Annotated in this window: 17 protein-coding genes and 1 pseudogene; 3 read left to right on the top strand and 15 right to left on the bottom strand. The window is 36.6% G+C overall.

Annotated features, from left to right (window positions below; genetic code table 11):
• Window positions 1–257: 257 nt before the first annotated feature.
• Complete coding sequence (locus BMX40_RS00980) at window positions 258–698, top strand: cell wall hydrolase (protein WP_090865908.1); 441 nt, start codon at window positions 258–260, stop codon at window positions 696–698.
• A gap of 154 nt (window positions 699–852) precedes the next feature.
• Here the strand turns inward: BMX40_RS00980 and BMX40_RS00975 are convergent, their stop codons facing one another.
• Entirely contained in the window at window positions 853–1,617 is a 765-nt protein-coding gene (locus tag BMX40_RS00975) for a DUF817 domain-containing protein (RefSeq protein ID WP_090865906.1), read from the bottom strand.
• Between the two features lie 336 nt (window positions 1,618–1,953).
• Between BMX40_RS00975 and BMX40_RS00970 the strand changes: the two genes are divergently transcribed.
• Window positions 1,954–2,958, top strand: a complete 1,005-nt coding sequence (locus tag BMX40_RS00970; protein ID WP_090865904.1) for a DUF3231 family protein — start codon at window positions 1,954–1,956, stop codon at window positions 2,956–2,958.
• A 159-nt stretch (window positions 2,959–3,117) separates the two neighbouring features.
• Here BMX40_RS00970 and BMX40_RS00965 read toward each other — a convergent pair whose 3' ends face one another.
• The 11 genes and pseudogenes from BMX40_RS00965 to BMX40_RS00915 form a co-directional block, all read right to left on the bottom strand.
• Window positions 3,118–4,455: an MATE family efflux transporter gene (locus BMX40_RS00965; protein ID WP_090865901.1), complete on the bottom strand. Its 1,338-nt coding sequence runs from the start codon at window positions 4,453–4,455 to the stop codon at window positions 3,118–3,120.
• Between the two features lie 61 nt (window positions 4,456–4,516).
• Complete coding sequence (locus BMX40_RS00960) at window positions 4,517–5,359, bottom strand: MerR family transcriptional regulator (RefSeq protein ID WP_090865900.1); 843 nt, start codon at window positions 5,357–5,359, stop codon at window positions 4,517–4,519.
• A gap of 300 nt (window positions 5,360–5,659) precedes the next feature.
• On the bottom strand, window positions 5,660–6,001 hold the full coding sequence (locus BMX40_RS00955) for a DUF4181 domain-containing protein (RefSeq protein ID WP_090865899.1): 342 nt from the start codon (window positions 5,999–6,001) through the stop codon (window positions 5,660–5,662).
• A gap of 345 nt (window positions 6,002–6,346) precedes the next feature.
• Window positions 6,347–6,826, bottom strand: a complete 480-nt coding sequence (locus tag BMX40_RS00950) for a hypothetical protein (RefSeq protein ID WP_090866428.1) — start codon at window positions 6,824–6,826, stop codon at window positions 6,347–6,349.
• A gap of 5 nt (window positions 6,827–6,831) precedes the next feature.
• Window positions 6,832–7,620, bottom strand: coding sequence for a hypothetical protein (locus BMX40_RS00945; protein WP_090865898.1), 789 nt, complete (start codon window positions 7,618–7,620; stop codon window positions 6,832–6,834).
• Window positions 7,621–7,883: 263 nt separating this feature from the next.
• Window positions 7,884–8,873 (bottom strand): phosphotransferase enzyme family protein, encoded by a 990-nt coding sequence (locus BMX40_RS00940; protein WP_090865897.1) that lies wholly within the window; start codon window positions 8,871–8,873, stop codon window positions 7,884–7,886.
• 402 nt (window positions 8,874–9,275) lie between these two features.
• Complete coding sequence (gene murA / locus BMX40_RS00935; RefSeq protein ID WP_090865894.1) at window positions 9,276–10,571, bottom strand: UDP-N-acetylglucosamine 1-carboxyvinyltransferase; 1,296 nt, start codon at window positions 10,569–10,571, stop codon at window positions 9,276–9,278.
• A 12-nt stretch (window positions 10,572–10,583) separates the two neighbouring features.
• Window positions 10,584–11,375 (bottom strand): annotated as a pseudogene (locus tag BMX40_RS00930) (DeoR/GlpR family DNA-binding transcription regulator).
• A 442-nt stretch (window positions 11,376–11,817) separates the two neighbouring features.
• Window positions 11,818–12,249 carry a hypothetical protein gene (locus BMX40_RS00925; RefSeq protein WP_090865892.1) on the bottom strand — a complete coding sequence of 144 codons (432 nt, stop codon included), beginning with the start codon at window positions 12,247–12,249 and terminating at the stop codon, window positions 11,818–11,820.
• 46 nt (window positions 12,250–12,295) lie between these two features.
• A complete protein-coding gene (locus tag BMX40_RS00920; RefSeq protein ID WP_090865890.1) occupies window positions 12,296–12,913 on the bottom strand; it encodes a hypothetical protein in 618 nt (205 codons plus the stop codon).
• A gap of 42 nt (window positions 12,914–12,955) precedes the next feature.
• Window positions 12,956–13,237 (bottom strand): hypothetical protein, encoded by a 282-nt coding sequence (locus BMX40_RS00915; RefSeq protein WP_090865888.1) that lies wholly within the window; start codon window positions 13,235–13,237, stop codon window positions 12,956–12,958.
• Between the two features lie 184 nt (window positions 13,238–13,421).
• Here BMX40_RS00915 and BMX40_RS00910 point away from each other — a divergent pair, with 184 nt between their 5' ends.
• On the top strand, window positions 13,422–14,465 hold the full coding sequence (locus BMX40_RS00910) for a C45 family autoproteolytic acyltransferase/hydrolase (RefSeq protein ID WP_090865886.1): 1,044 nt from the start codon (window positions 13,422–13,424) through the stop codon (window positions 14,463–14,465).
• Between the two features lie 89 nt (window positions 14,466–14,554).
• On the opposite strand, the gene BMX40_RS00905 is transcribed toward BMX40_RS00910, so the two are convergent.
• The 3 genes from BMX40_RS00905 to BMX40_RS00895 all read right to left on the bottom strand — a co-directional run bounded on the left by BMX40_RS00905 (window position 14,555) and on the right by BMX40_RS00895 (window position 16,048).
• Complete coding sequence (locus tag BMX40_RS00905; protein ID WP_090865884.1) at window positions 14,555–15,022, bottom strand: hypothetical protein; 468 nt, start codon at window positions 15,020–15,022, stop codon at window positions 14,555–14,557.
• A gap of 139 nt (window positions 15,023–15,161) precedes the next feature.
• A complete protein-coding gene (locus BMX40_RS00900) occupies window positions 15,162–15,581 on the bottom strand; it encodes a hypothetical protein (RefSeq protein WP_090865882.1) in 420 nt (139 codons plus the stop codon).
• A gap of 32 nt (window positions 15,582–15,613) precedes the next feature.
• Window positions 15,614–16,048, bottom strand: a complete 435-nt coding sequence (locus BMX40_RS00895; RefSeq protein WP_090865880.1) for a hypothetical protein — start codon at window positions 16,046–16,048, stop codon at window positions 15,614–15,616.
• Window positions 16,049–16,099 lie beyond the last annotated feature (51 nt).

The following is a 16,099-nucleotide window of genomic DNA, read 5'->3' as shown; positions in this document are numbered from 1 at the left end:
ACAATAAATAAATATTGATTTTGGTTATATTTTTAATGGTTAAACGTCATCTACTCAATAAAAAGGAGCATTCCTGCGTTTTAAAGTAATACCCCTAAAATGTGCACGCATCACTTTTTCTATGATTATTTGGCAGCCCAATTACGATAAACGGATATGAATTTATGAAACAAACTACCAAAATCTAAATTTGTCATTTTCAAATTCCTGAACCTATTACACCCTACTTACATACAATTTTTTTAGAGGTGATAAAAATGGCTAGGGTTAAATATACAGACAAAGACGTTGATTTAGTTGCACGAATGATGCGTGCTGAGGCAGAAGGAGAAGGAAAACAAGGAATGCTCATGGTTGGAAATGTTATTGTTAATCGAGCAAAAGCAGATTGTTTGGATTTTGAAGATTTAAAAACCATATCGGACGTCATTTATCAAGTGCAAGGAGGCAATTATTCATTTGAAGCAGTGCAAAAAGGAAATGTTTTCTACAACAGAGCAAGAAGTGTAGAAAAAAGATTAGCAAAACAAACGTTAGACTATTGGAGAGAGCATCCTTCTAAGTATTCCTTATGGTATTTCAACCCATATGGTGCATGCCCACCTACATGGTATGATCAACCACTATCCGGCCAATATAAACAACATTGCTATTATGAACCACAGGCGGATACGTGCGAAAGTGCCTACAGATGGTAAAAAAATCTCCACATTGCTGGAGATTTTTTTATTGTTTAGAGGTAGGTATGGTTACCAAATTACCGTTCCTTCCCCTACCTAAAGCCAAAAAACACCTATCAGAAACAACGGTCCTCCTACCATTCAGTGCTAGTAATCCGACCTTTTTATCTGATTAGTAGATTTTCCCCTTAACCTGTTTTAACGTAGCAACAATAAGAAAACTAACAATGACTAATAACAGCCATGAACTCGCCTTCCCTACATGAACAAGGCTCCATGCATCGGTTTGATTCGGATATTGCCAAGCGCCAAAGAAAGTAGCAATATTTTCGGCGATCCAAATGAAAAATCCAATGAGCACAAACGAAAGGGCAAGTGGCATACGGTAAAGCGTCCTCCCCACCTCGTAGGTAACCCATGATTTCCAAAAGACAATAATGACAAGTCCAGATAAAAACCAGCGTAGATCCATCCAATAATGATGGGTGAAAAAATTCAAATATATGGCAGTAGCAAGAGGAACAACAATTAGGAACGGTGGCCAATTAACAAGATCCACTTTCAGCCTTCTCCACGCTTGACATAAATAGCTGGCAACACTCGCATACATGAATCCACTATACAAAGGTACACCAAAAATTTTGGAATATCCTTCTTCTGGATAAGACCAAGAGCCCATATGCACCTTATAGAGCTCAAGAGCGAGTCCGATTAGATGGAACAATGTGATAACCTTCAGTTCATCATTTGTTTCCAGCCCTGAGCGTATCATCCACCATTGCATCAAAAGGCAAATAATGAGCAGCCAGTCATACCGTGGTAGGAAGGGTAATGTTATGAATTGGGTAACAGCCAACGAAACAAAAATAACGACCGGAAATAAACAGGATAGAGCCTGCTCCCAACCGAAACGAACGAGTTGGTTTATCACTCTCATGGATTGGCCTCCTTTTTAGGTTGGCCCCCAATATGAAACCCAACCTTAAATTCCAATTGAATCTTAACATGAAATTTATTGATTTACAATAAATAATTAATGATTATTAGTATATTTTTATTGCTTTATCTAGAAATATCAGGCTAACCTCAAATTAAATTCAACGATTATATTTTATTTACAAAGGCTATTCATCAGGGGGTTATTCTTTTAAAAAGAATCAAAGGTTTTAGTTAAGTGAAAAGCCCAAAACAAACTCCCCAATGATTTCTCCCTATTAAAAAGCAATCGAAATAAATTCTATTATTTTGGGAAACATTAGGAGGAGGTGATTCAATGAATAAAGACGATTTAAACTTAACTTCTGCTGAAATAGGAACATTGTGGGGGGAGTATGTAAATGGAACTGCTGTAGATATTGTAAATAAGTATATGTTATCCATTGTTGAAGACGCGAAAATAAAATTGCTTTTTGAAGAGGCAATAGAGATATTCGATAAACAAAAAAGCCAACTACAAGAATTCATTAAAAATGAAGGATTCCCAGTTCCAGTTGGTTTTAATGAATCGGACTTAAAAAAAGGTGCTAAAAGGTTATTTTCTGACATCTTCTGTTTGCATTATTTACATATTATGACACTACATGGTTTATTAGGTCATACAACTTCACTTAGTTCATCTGTAAGAAAGGACCTAAGGCATTTCTATGATAATTGTAGCAATGAAGGGATGAGCATGTATCATAAAACGACTGAATTGCTACTAGAAAAAGGACATTTCCAAAGAGATCCTTATTTTTATCCTGACGAAAATCCAGAGTTTATTTCTGGACAGAAATTTGTTGTTGGAATTTTTGGAGATAAACGTCCTTTAGCCGCAACTGAAATTATTGCTCTATCACTTAATATAAAAAAGAAGATCATGGAGAAATCAATTTCTATTGGATTTAGTCAAGTGACACAATCAAAAGAAGTTAGAAAATTTCTAGAAAGCGCACAAAATGCTTCGAACCAACAAATCCAATCACTGAGTACAATACTAAAAGGGGATAATTTACCCGTACCAATGTCTTGGGAAACAGAAGTAACAATTTCACAGGATCCACCATTTTCTGATAAGTTAATGTTGTATCATATTGGTTTTTTATTACAATCTGCCCAATCATACCATGGGGCAGGACTTGCATCTGCAATGCGTATAGACCTTGCGACAACTTATGAAAAAATTATATTAAAAAATCTAATGATTACCAAGGAATGGTTTAATCTAATGACGAAAAATAAATGGTTAGAGGAACCACCCTTGGCTCCAGACAGAAAAAGAATCGCTAAGGATAAATAGCTTCTACAAAATGCCCTCACTATAGTGGGCATTTTGTAATTCTTTACTTCCAACATAATATCCCAATAATATAACTCTCAAAATAGACGATCATTCAAGATGATCGCCATTTTCCAATGCTTCCTGCATCAGCAATATCTAGTTATTTCCATTGTTGCTTTATACCGCTCTCCGCCTAACCACATGATTTCTGGTGAAAAATACGAGCAATAAAGCCACAAGCATTTCTGCAACAGGCAACGCAAGCCAAACGCCAACGATCCCCATAAATTTTGGTAGAAGCCAAAGTAAGATCAAAATAAACACAAAGCTTCTTAAAAGAATAATAATGGTCGACGGACGAATCGCACCAATCGACTGAAAATAAGTCATGTAAACAAAATTAAAACCAAGGAAAAGGTAACCAAAGAAAAATAACCGGATTCCTTGAACAGCTAATTGGCGAACCTCTTCGGATTCTACTCCAAATAGCGAGACGAGTACGGGAGCTGCAAAAAGTCCAATAAGAAGCAGAATTCCCCCAAGGATGAATGAAGCCTTCTCACCAATTTTTACACTCTCTATAATGCGCCCTTTTTCTTTTGCACCATGATAGTAGCTAATCATGGGCTGTAGTGCTGACTCAATTCCAAAAAACGATAGAAACATAAAGCCATGTAGATAGTTAACAACGGAAAATGCAGCGACTCCCTCTGTTCCGAGTAAACCTACAACCGCCAAATTATAGCTAGCAACAAAGACCAATGCACCCGCTTCTGTAAGAAAACTCGGAAAGCCTATTGAAAAAATACTTCCGAGCATGCGCCATGTCCACTGATAGGAAGGGTTACGCAAATTCGAAGCTTTTTTAAAAAAGTGAATCAAGAGTACCAGGAACCCAGCAAGGCTTGCGAGTGCTGTTGCAAGCGCCGCACCAAAGACGCCAAGCTCCAATATAAAAATCATATAGTAATTCAATGCAATATTAACGATTGCAGTCGTACCGAGAGCAGCCATAGACAAGGTCGGACTACCATCATTACGCACAAAGACACTGAGTAACTGCTCTATAGCAATCAGCCACCCAAACAGAAACATAACCTTCAGGTAATCAACCGTGTGAGCGAAGGTATCTGCGTTTGCGCCAAGCAAATACGCAATCCCTTCCACATTCAAATAACCAATAATGCCAACAAGCAATAAAAGCACAAGCGTACTCGCTACAGCTAATGAAAACACACTCCTAGCTTTAACGACATTCTCTTTCCCAATGAAGTTCGAATAGATGGTTCCACCACCTATACCAATCCAAAGGGCAATCGAGAAAATTAATGAAAAGATTGGCATGGCAAGGTTTACTCCAGCAAGCCCTTCCGATCCAACCCCATTACCTACAAATACTCCATCGATTAGGATATTCACGGACATGAGCATCATTCCTAATAACGATGGAAAGAAATATTGAAAAAACACCTTTTTAACGGACAGGTGTTTTAGATTTTCATGTGTTTTACTCATCTGGCATTCCTCCTGCAGTTCCTTACAAGAGAAAAGTATACACCTTCAAGTTACTTGAAGGTCAATAATTTTTTTCAACTGGAATCTGAATCCAACTCATATAAGCCGTTTCATCTTGGATAACCGACTCATCAAGCATTGCAATTTCAACCGGTGCCCCCGCCACACGATAGCCCTCTTGCTTTAGGCGTGTTAAGACGAATGAAAAGCTTGCTTTGATTTTTTCATATGGGCCAATATGCGGATAGCATGCATACATGCCTTCATCCAAATAAAAGGTCTCTAAGTCATCTTGCTTATTCTGCTGTAGTAATTCAAATACTGCCCGATATTTCACAGGACCTTCCTGATAGAAACTTTCAAGATCCACAATATACCCAAAATCACCGGTAAAGAAACCCTCATAATCAGCTCCACTTAAAGATAGCTCTTCCAAGTCCTTTAGGTACAATTCATCCGAATCCTTGATTAAATCAATTGGGACATCATTGTAATAATAAGAAATTGGACGTTCTGGGAACCACTGATATGTCAATGTTGGATCATCACGAAGGGAAAGCCCCTCCTCAATAGTTGTGATTTTACTTTTAATTTTTTCCGAGACCTTCTTTAACCGCTCCATTTCTTCCTCGACTTCTTGAAGCTTTCGTTCCAAAAGTCCTTTCGCGTTCTCTGGATTGCGCTGCGCTAAATGTTGCTGAATATCTTTAATGGAAAATCCATTTTTCTTCAAGAAAATGATTGTATCCAGCACTACGAATTGTTCGATCGTGTAGTATCGATAACGACTATCAGGGTCTGTGTATTTCGGTTGAAAGATCCCGATTTCATCATAGTAACGAAGTTTCGAAGTGGATAGCTGGAACAATTTAGCCACTTCTCCGACACGGAAACGACGCTTCATAGAAACACCTCCCATAACTTCCAATATGTAATAAGTGACCATATATCCTTTCTATCTCTTTTCAAAAGGCATATACAAATCCGAATTTGATTTAATCCTATAAAAAAACAGGATGAACATATTTTCACCCTCTTCACCATACATTACTCCATTGTACTTTGTTCATAATCTTGAATTAAAACGATCGGAAATTCTACTTCTTCGTTTGCCTTCCAACTAACAGATTCAATATGAATTATATTATTCAGTTGAGGCAAATCAACCGCAACACAAAAAAGGCAATAGCAGCAACTATTCCTATTAAAAAAAGATCGTTGCAGTAATCCCTAATCCAAACCAAGCAATGGCATCAAGTAAATATCGTGTATGTAGCCTGCTTCCTTTTTTATAAATAGCTTGTTCCATACTAAAAAACAAATTGACGATTGCACCTAAAAATGGGAATAAAAGAAATAAGTTTCCATGTAGACCTATAGTTCCATAAAGGAAAGCTACTACTATTGTAATATAAAATAAAATAGCAAATTTATTACTCCAGTGTTTATAAACCCAACTTCTTTTAGGCAGATTCAGTTTTCTCCTCAATGCTTTTCCAATGTAAAACCATAATATTAAAATACCTAGCATTACGAAATAACCCATATAACCTCCGTTATTATAATTATGTGAAAAATAAGTTCATAATGTAATCCTACCATACTATTTCAAAAAATATGTAGATTTTTGGTATGATTACGGTAGCTAAAGAAGTTATCATTATAAAAAATTAACAACTAGGCATACTTTACATATGCAACTTACTTACCGCCCTAAAAAAAGCCATGCATCTGCATGACTTTTCATCCTACAATAATTTCATTTTTAACTATTTACACAGCTTGTACTGTGTACCCTAGCATAAAAACTAATGGTAGAAATACATAACCTCATCCAACTCAGAACATTTTACTAACATCTAATCTACTTCACATAAAACAGAACGCCAAACTACTTACTCTTCGCTTCATCGGAAACTACTTTTGCTACACCAAGTGCATAGTGATTCCAAAGTACATTTTCTACAAATTCGGCTAATCCGTCTTTGCAATCAACAATCAGAATAATCTCTGAATGTTTTCCTTGTAACCTTCTTTTTTTCTTTTTTAGAATTATCTCCGTAAATAGTCGAATAACAACCCCAACTACAAATCCGACGAAGGCACCAATCAATCCCCAATAAATTGGTCCCCATGCTAATTCAAATCCAATACTAGCCCCAATCACAGAAAAAGCTGTAGCAATTGCTAATCCAATATCGATAAGACTTGTACCGTCTGAGCGATGTAACGTATCAAATAATTTACGTGATTCTTTTCGGTTATCAAGCGGAACCACGAATATATTTTCACGATTAATCCCTTTCTTCTCAAGTGTGGAAATAGCTAATTCTAAAAAAGCATTATTTTCAAACGTTGAAAATAACTGCAACATAATCACTTCACTTTTTTTCCTTTTAGTATTCGAAAATGGTTGTTTTGGTAATATTTTTTAAAATAGTCTCGTTGTTCTTTCTCATATAGTTTATTATTTTCAACAGTTGCTGTATACGAATCATACGTAGCAAATCCGTATAAAGATGGGAAAAACAGCAACCATTCAGGATTTATTACAGAAGTTGCTTTCTGGATTTCTCCCCAAAATAATAAAGTAACAGCTTCAAGTGCATGAGAAAAGTAAAAAAAGATGACGGACCAAATCACGACAAAAGCTGCGGTTAAAATTCGATGAATATAAAGTTGCCCAAGTCCCGGCATAAATAAAGACCAAATTAAAGCTATAAAAGGATTTCTTTTATCTAAGTAGTTAATTTCAATTGGGGATATGACAAACGAATTAAAACGGTGATTTTCCCGTTCAGCTAAAATGTATACTTTATTCATATCAACTGTTGTTCGATAACTATCCCAAATGGCAAAGAGATAAACAGGAATATAAATGAGCAACCATCGTGTGTCTAACGATTCTTTGGCAAGATCAATTTTCCCTTGAAACGAATATATCATCGCAAGGTTAACATTTGCTTGGACATTAACAATTACTTCCCACATAAACAATAGATACCCTCGAATATATTTGGATAATAGTAAATGTCCGAATCCCGGAAAAGCTGCACTCCACCAAGCAATAATATAGGGGTTCCTTAGATGAATTTGTGTTGTTCCTAGCGTACTAACATGTGCCTTATACCGTCTAGCTGTATTGTCATTTGTGTAATTATCCATTTAGAATCCACCTAAAGATCTTGTTTTTACCATGTTTTCCTTTCCGGTTAAATTATATACTGTCCGTTAAACCATGGGATCGTTTGTTGTATTTAAATTCGTTACAACAGTGATTTGTAACGAATTTAAATACCGGGATAATGTATAACTTTTTTCCAAAACAATTATCTTTTGACTCGTTTTAAATTAATAGAACCTATTATGTTATAAAATTAGATTTAAAGGAGCTAATGTTAATGTTATTAGCTCCTTCATTCTTGTTACTATTTATCAAACTTTTCAATGGAAAGACGGTATTTTTCTGTAATACTACATAACTTTACTCGAAGATCGGCAAGCCACTCAGGATGGTCTTCAGATTCTCCAATGTCAACAGCTCTTATCAATTTAGCTAAGGAAGTTAAATGATGTAATCTCTCGAAACTAGAATACGCTTGAAGAACTTCTTCGTCTAAACTAGTTTCACTTTTATATCCCTCGATAAATATTTTTGTCGCTGGATTTTCAAGATTAAAGCTTCCTGCATCTCTCCATGCATAGACAATGTCAGCTACATACCAGTGAACAGAAGAATCATCAAAATCTAGCATTCTGATTGTGTTGTTATCAAAAAGTACATTATCCAATTCAAAATCATAATGAATCATTCCATAATTTTCTTTTGATACACATAACTCATCTGCCCATGTCCATAATCTATCAATTTCTCTATGAGCTGCTAGTTCATTTTTAGGAAGTGTTTCTTTTGTTTTTACTAGAAGGTCCTTCCAGCTAGGTCGATCCATTCGAAAGTCTTTTGGCAACTGTTTAAGGGTTTCGTGTAAAATACCTAACGACTTCCCCCATAAATAAGCTTGTTCGTTTGAAATTTCGTCTAATTCATAATGTTTTCCTTCGAGAGCTTCGAATACAACAGCATAGAAAGTTCCTATTTCAGTTTCTACCACTTCCATATCATTTCCATTTAACGAATTAATTGGTTGAACAACGTTTTTGATCCTGTTACGTAAATATTTTACTATCCGCAGTTCAGATTTAATTGACGAAAAATCCCTTTCAGATGATTCATTAAATCTTAGAAAATATGGTTTTCCTTCTCTCGTAAATTCAAAAATAAAATTTGCACTTGCTCGTACAAAAGAAACAGAACCCTTATCATAACCCCAATGTTCTAGAATTTTTTCTCCTAGCGGGCTTTTCCATTCCCCGTCAACGGTATCCATCACTTTTTTCATCGTACTCAATTTCATCATAACGATTACGTCCCTTCTATTGAATATTGATAAAATATTCAATAAGCTACGAGGCTATTTTCACATAAAAAAGGAGAGCCCAAAAATTCATACTTTCTTTGGCTCTCCGTTTTATTAAAAGCTAGTTTGTATAGAATCTGTTCAAATGGAAGCCCCTCGTTCGCTCCATCCAAAGGATTAAAATAATAACTATTTATTAACAACAGGCAAGGATGGATGAACGATACTTATTGAATTAACTAACATCAACCTCACCCCTTTCCATTTTATGTACTTCTCCATTATATTGTAAACAAACTCAATAAACAAGCGTTAATTTTGCAACTTTTCAAAATTACTACACAATAAAGAATGTGCTAAACGTATTATTTAGCACGCCTTTAGCGATCCAAAACTGTCCATTTACTTTACTTCACCCAAAACTTGATTATCCAAACCAAATTGAATATCCTCTTTTTTTATTTGTACTCCGATGGAATGAAATGCTCGAATGACATCTTCATATCCACGTTCAATATGCTCCACCCCAGTAATGTAGGTAGTACCTTTTGCTACCATGCCTGCGAGGATCAAGGATATACCAGCTCGGATATCGGAAGCCATTACGATACTTCCCTGCAAACTACTTTTTCCTTTCACAAAAGCAACCCCAGTCCGCATTCGAATATCTGCTCCCATTTTTCTTAGTTGACCAACATGCTTGAAGCGATTTGGATATATTTTTTCAGCTACAATACTTTTTCCTTCCGCTTGCGTAAATAAAGTGGTCATTGGTTGTTGAAGGTCTGTCGGAAAACTTGGATACATTCCCGTTCTAATGCGTGAAGCAGCTAATTTTCCTGTAGAACGTGCAGTTATCGCATTATCTTGTACATCGATTTCTACGCCAACTTCTTCAAGCTTTGCAATGCAGGAACCTAAATGTTCTGGGATAACATCTGTTACGGTTACGTTACCTCCCGCTACACCAGCAGCAATTAAAAATGAACCTGCTATCAACCGATCTGGGATGACACGATGGGATCCTCCTTGTAATTGGGTTACACCTGTAATCCGAATCGTGTCTGTTCCCGCACCACTGATATCGGCCCCAATCTTGTTTAGAAAAATTGCCGTATCGATAACTTCTGGATCACGTGCAGCATTTAACAATACGGTTTCACCCTTTGCTCTAACGGCAGCTAACATGGCATTTATCGTAGCACCAGACGTGATGGTATCGAAATAAACGGTAGCACCATGTAATTCCTTTGCCTCAACTTCATAATAATCCTGATGATACGTAAACGTTGCACCCATCATCTCGAATGCTTTTATATGCTGATCAATCGGCCGGCTAACGAAATCATCGCCACCTGGATAACCGACGGATACTTTTCCATATTTCGCGAGTAACGCCCCGATAAAATAATATGCAGTTCGAAAAGAGGAAGACTTCTTTGGGTCGAATGACGTAGAGAAAATAGATCTTGGATCAATGGATACCTCTCCATTTCGTTCACGCTTCATGTTGAGTCCAACTTCTTTCCCCATTTCGCTAATAACACGAAAATCAGCTATATTAGGTATTCCTTGAAAGGTAATCGTTTCATCACTAAGACAAGCTGCTGCAAGCAACGCCAAGGAACTATTTTTGGAACCTGGAATTTGAACAACACCGTTCACGGACGGTGAATAATCTACTCGAATTGCTTTCAATCGTTTCACTCCTTAGATGGGAGAAGTAGCATCTGCAACATGAATTTCTACATGTCTTTTTTCAATTTCTCGGATCACGTTTTCTGATGCTGCTTCGTCAGTTATGATTAAGTCGATTTGTTCTAATGAGACAGAAGTAACGAACATTTGCTGTCCAACTTTTTCATGTGGGGCTAAGCAAATATTCTTCCGTGATACCTCTCCTACTTTTCGGGCAAATGCTGCTCCCTCAGGTGTGGCCGTACTAATTCCATTGACTGTTATCCCACCACCTGTAATAAATCCGATATCTAATGAGAATTTACTCATCATCTCTAATGCAAGTGTATCAATCATACTTCCGGCTGATTCTGTTCGTAGCTTTCCGCCGATTAAATAGGAGGTTATATTTTCTTGTTTGCGTATCATTTCTGCAATTTTCATGGAGTTTGTCACTACTGTGAAAGGAAAATCTTTTGATAGGTGCTTTAGCATTCCATATTGAATACCCGCTCCTCCAATAAATACGGTGTCATGCTAACGAATAAAAGAAGCAGCTCGTTTTGATATCGCATCTTGATGAGCTTTTGGCTCGCCATATCGTTTGGATTCAGAGGAAGGTAATGTTCGTACCTTTTGAATTGGCTTCAATGCGATTGCTCCACCATATGTTTTTTGTAACAGTCCTTGGCTTTCCATTATAGCAAGATCTCTGCGAACCGAATCCACGGAGATTTGAAATAATTCAGAAAGCTCTTTAGCAATAACTCTACCATCTTTTTGCAGAATATCAAGTATTTTCTGTCTTCGTTCTTCAGCCAGCATTTTCACTCCTCCTTCAATTATTTCCTATTCACGTTCCATGGTTGGATGCTCTTGACTGAATTTCACGTACTTTCGTCGGATTAATCACTGTAAATGTCCTTATTCAAGAAAACCCAGCCACTAACATAAACTAAATTACTATTATAATATGCTTCATTATTCCGTTTTGTCAATAAAATAATCATTTTCTTTCCGTTTTATTCCGTTTTTTAAATGAATGACCAAAAAAACCGCTACCTTTTTTAAACGGTAACGGTTTTAAAGCAAAGGGAACCTGCCATCAGTAGGTTTTTTCCTCCCACTAATTGTTAGATGAACGAATCGCACCTCTACTGTCAGTTGAACCCCCACCCATTTTCTCGGTTTGACCTCGTAGGTTTAAAGCGGGGAACTGACTGCGAGTTATATGCGGGAGAAAACTAGAGCATCTTATCTAGTTATTCTAACTAGCCCTAATGGTTTTATCATTCCTTACCACACTAAGAAAATTAATCGTTACGATATAAAGTGGATAACCAATTAATCCACCTAATGCTAACAGCCCCATTGCTGGGTTTGGTAGATCTCCTTCATTTGATATCGGAAACATGGATGCAAATAGGTATACAAAAAGCACAAAGTAAGGGATCCAAAGAATGACGGTCCAAAAGTTTGCTTTTCTCCCAACCATCCACTTCTTCGATAAAAACAAGAGTAGTATTGTTCCAGCTATTAATTCAATGACCACTATTATACCAATCAACATAGTTACCGTACCAATTTCTAAATTCGTTATTCTACTAATTCGGTACACATTCAGCATTAATTCAAGAGGAACAACTACCATAAAAGCATACAACATACTAACAACATTTAGTTTTAAAAAATAGTGCATTCGATACTCCTCCATCACGAGTGAACCCTATCATTATTCATACACTTTACAATTGCTCTTGAAATACAACCGAAGGCTTCTTCATTTCCTTCATCATTTCTACCCAATACGTTTGATTAACACTATTGGTTCGTACATGATACTCATTTGATATTTCCTTCCATTCCGAGGCAGTAGTATAGATTGGCTCTAATATGGAATGGGTTTCTGGTGGAAATATTACTTCATCCAATGGATCCATGTCTGCTTCCAAATATTCTTCTTCTAGATGCAATAGGTCACTTACAATAAAATGAGAAGTTGCCTTTGTTGTACCTGCTAATCCTTGAGCGCGGTTCGGATAAATTGCTCTCCCCATTTTCTCAATTTCATAACTAGAATGCTCGATGGCTTCAAAGCCACTTTTTAACTGTTTCCACTGCGCATATGGTATTTGTTTTTCCTCCATTGCTGTATGTAAAATACTCGATGTTATATGTACTTCATTTTGTATCGTATGCATCATGTCGATTAAATGGGGATTCAAGTAGTCTTGTTGATTTCGTACTTCTGTATGTTTCATATAACCAAAGAAAACCACAACCAAAAATAGAAAAATGAATACGTAATATTGCTTCTTGGTTAAATGAATCATAGAGGAACCTTTCGAATCTATATTAAGCATTGTTATACCACCTCAAACCATGCTAAACCGTCTGTCTCTCTCTTATGCGATTGCAAAGCCAACTTTAACCCCTATCGGAATAGATGCCCAAGTGATAATAAGAGATAGAATCAAGAAGGCTAGGGAATTCTTAAAAAACTGGAATAATACAAATAATGCACCAATCCCCCAAATTACCAGAATCCAGAAGAATTCCGGTGCTACAAAAGTTTCATCTGTATAGTTTTCTGCAATTGTACCTCCTGCAAAAAACATCGAAATCATATAGACAAAAAAACCACTGATGAAAAGGTTTACCAGTCCGATTACTTTTCGCTTATTCATTCTTTTCATCTCCCATTTTACCAATCATTTAACTTCCATTTGCTACCACCATATTACCATAACATTCAAACAATATACACAACTTGCCAAGAAAGGTATAACAAACAAAAGTAAGCTCCTAAAATTTACTTTCATCTTCACCTATCGTAAACTGACAGTAGCAACACGAGATAGGAATGATCATATGAAACGTTTTCACAGTGATGTCATTCAATATAGAGGAACCCATTATGACTTCGGTTATTTTCAAGGGGAACTTCTCAAGAACTCACCGATTTTGCCCAACCGGGAACAACAATGGGAACCAAAGAAAGATCGACACTTTATCATTGACATCGAAGCCTATAAACAAATCATGGTAAAAATAGCACCATCCATATTAGACGAGATTCGTGGACTTGCTGATTCCCTTCAAATGGATTTGGAAAAGGCCTACCGTCTATTTGGCGGGTATTATTTGGAGTTTACGCGAAGTGGTTGCTCGATTTTTACCGATTCTAATTTCATGGTTCGTAATTACGATAGCAACCCTAAAGGATATGAAGGGCGTTATATGCTATATGAACCTACCGATCAGGGACTTGCAGTTATTGGTCCTTCCATGCAAATCACGGGACGGATTGATGGAATGAATGAAAAAGGACTCGTCATTGGGTATAACTTCACCCATAGTAAAAAATCTGCGGATGGATTTCTCTGCAACATGATCGCTCGAATTATTCTAGAAACTTGTGCAAATGTGGATGAGGCCGTTACTCTCCTAAAAGAAATTCCCCACAGACATTCATTTAGTTACGTGCTATTGGATCCTGATGGAGAGTCCTATGTAGTCGAAGCTTCGCCTAGAAATGTCGCCGTTCGCAAATCGAATGTATGCACCAATCACTTTCATTTGCTTGATGAAGAAAATCGGTATCGGTTAGAGGAAACGCAACAAAGAGAAAAAAGGATACAACAGCAGCAAATGCATGCTACAAATCCTTATCAAGCTTTCAAAGTGATGAATGACCCTAGTCATGAGGTGTTTTCCAATAAATACGATGCAGCAGCTGGAACTATACACACGTCTGCTTACTTTCCGAAAGAAAGGAAAGCATGGTTCATAATCGGGCCAAATCGCAATCCAGTAATTTTTGATTTTGATCAATGGATGCAAGGGATAAATAGTAATATCAAACAAATAAAAGGAGAACTGGATTATCCTGCTCCGTTTGTGAATATGGAATAGAAAATAATTTTACTAGAGGACGGAAGGGAGGGAGTCCTCAGTCCCTTCCGTATTAATCTGCTATAAAGATTTTTTCTCAAAATGGTCCATTAATGTAAAAACGTGTCTTCACTCTCTGGCTTTTGATATAAATCAATTCTCTCGTTCAACGTTTCATTTTTATCTGCATCCCACCATTCCACAATCATATATATTTCACTTAGATTATCAACGTCTATGGAATTCCCACCTTCTCCTTCAATTGTTCCGGTCATCTGTTCCGAGATATCTGTTTCACCAGTTACGGAACTAGAGTGTATTGTAGTTTCTACACCGTCGATCATAGCAATAGTTTTAAAACGAAAGGAGTCTGTGAAAAATTCATTATGATTCTTCATGAATAGTTTTCCATTCCCTGCCTTCATTTCATCTGAAGTTATCACTATTTCATATCCACTTATTTCCCAAGTCTCACTCGCACCGTTAAGGGATAAATAATAATTTGTTTCCACGTTTTGAGTATTACAAGCAGATAAGATGAACAACAAAAGGAATAAACTAAGTAAACCCTTCTTCACGTTCAACACCTCCGAGTTCCATTAGTAAAATAAAGTTTTCCTATCTTCAGAAAAACAAAAAGGCAATCATACCCAATGATTACCTTGTCAACTAGTCACCCAGTTAAATTATGCAATACTATTTTCCTTAATCCACTACTCAATTATACAACTCTTTATAAGCAATCACTTTCAATGCCGTTAATTCGTCCTCCGTTAGTTTTCTCTGCATTTCATGAAGGAGCTCTTCTTTGTTAAGTTGTCCGCTTTCTACCTTTGATTGGATATCTTGAATTTCTGATATGCCTACCTTTTTCACCAACATTCTCGTTGCTTCTTCTTTCGTTGTAAATGGTAATGTATCTTCATCAACAGATTCTGCATCTTCAATAAACCCTTTTAACTCAGGATCATTTTCAATGGTTTCTTTTAGCGTCTCCATTTGACCACTTTTCTCTAATTCAGACGACACGACTTCCATTATCTTTTCGGATGCGATATTGGTTCCAAAATAATAAACCCCATATCCTAAAATAGCCAACACAAAAATCACGATAAAAACAAACTTGAAAAACTTCATACCCATTCCCCCTGTATTTCTTATGATAATCTTTATTTGGCAAAGCTGTAGCAGCACTTACAGCGTAGTCTCGTATGAAAATTATTTTTTCGTAACAGCTCATCGATTGCCCAAAAGAATAAAGCCGTTATCGATGCGAAGATGATCGCTAAATCCATTTTAACACCAAATAGAGAAAAGCTTGCATCAAACGGAAAAATAATCCCGAACGCCACTCCAAATAGGATATGAATAACAAAAGCAACAGCTATTCTCTTATTCGCGGTGAATCGTTTGCTGAGATATTCCGATAAGAAAGAAACTGGAGCACCATAAAGAATGATAATAGGTGATAAAATCAAACTAAACGCCCCTGTCATGACTACTAACTCAAAAGGCTGTTTCCACTCTCCGAAGAACACGGCAAAAATAACAAATAACGAAACAGGGATTGCGAATAACATGGTTAAGATTTTTCGCTTTATCATACGATACCTCCTAATTTCTTGTCTTACCTTATTATATAGAGATTGGTAGGT

It is taken from the genome of Oceanobacillus limi (assembly GCF_900111445.1).
Taxonomy (GTDB): Bacteria; Bacillota; Bacilli; order Bacillales; family Amphibacillaceae; genus Ornithinibacillus; species Ornithinibacillus limi.
Note: the sequence above shows the minus strand (reverse complement) of the source record. Positions and strands in the feature narration are given on the sequence as shown.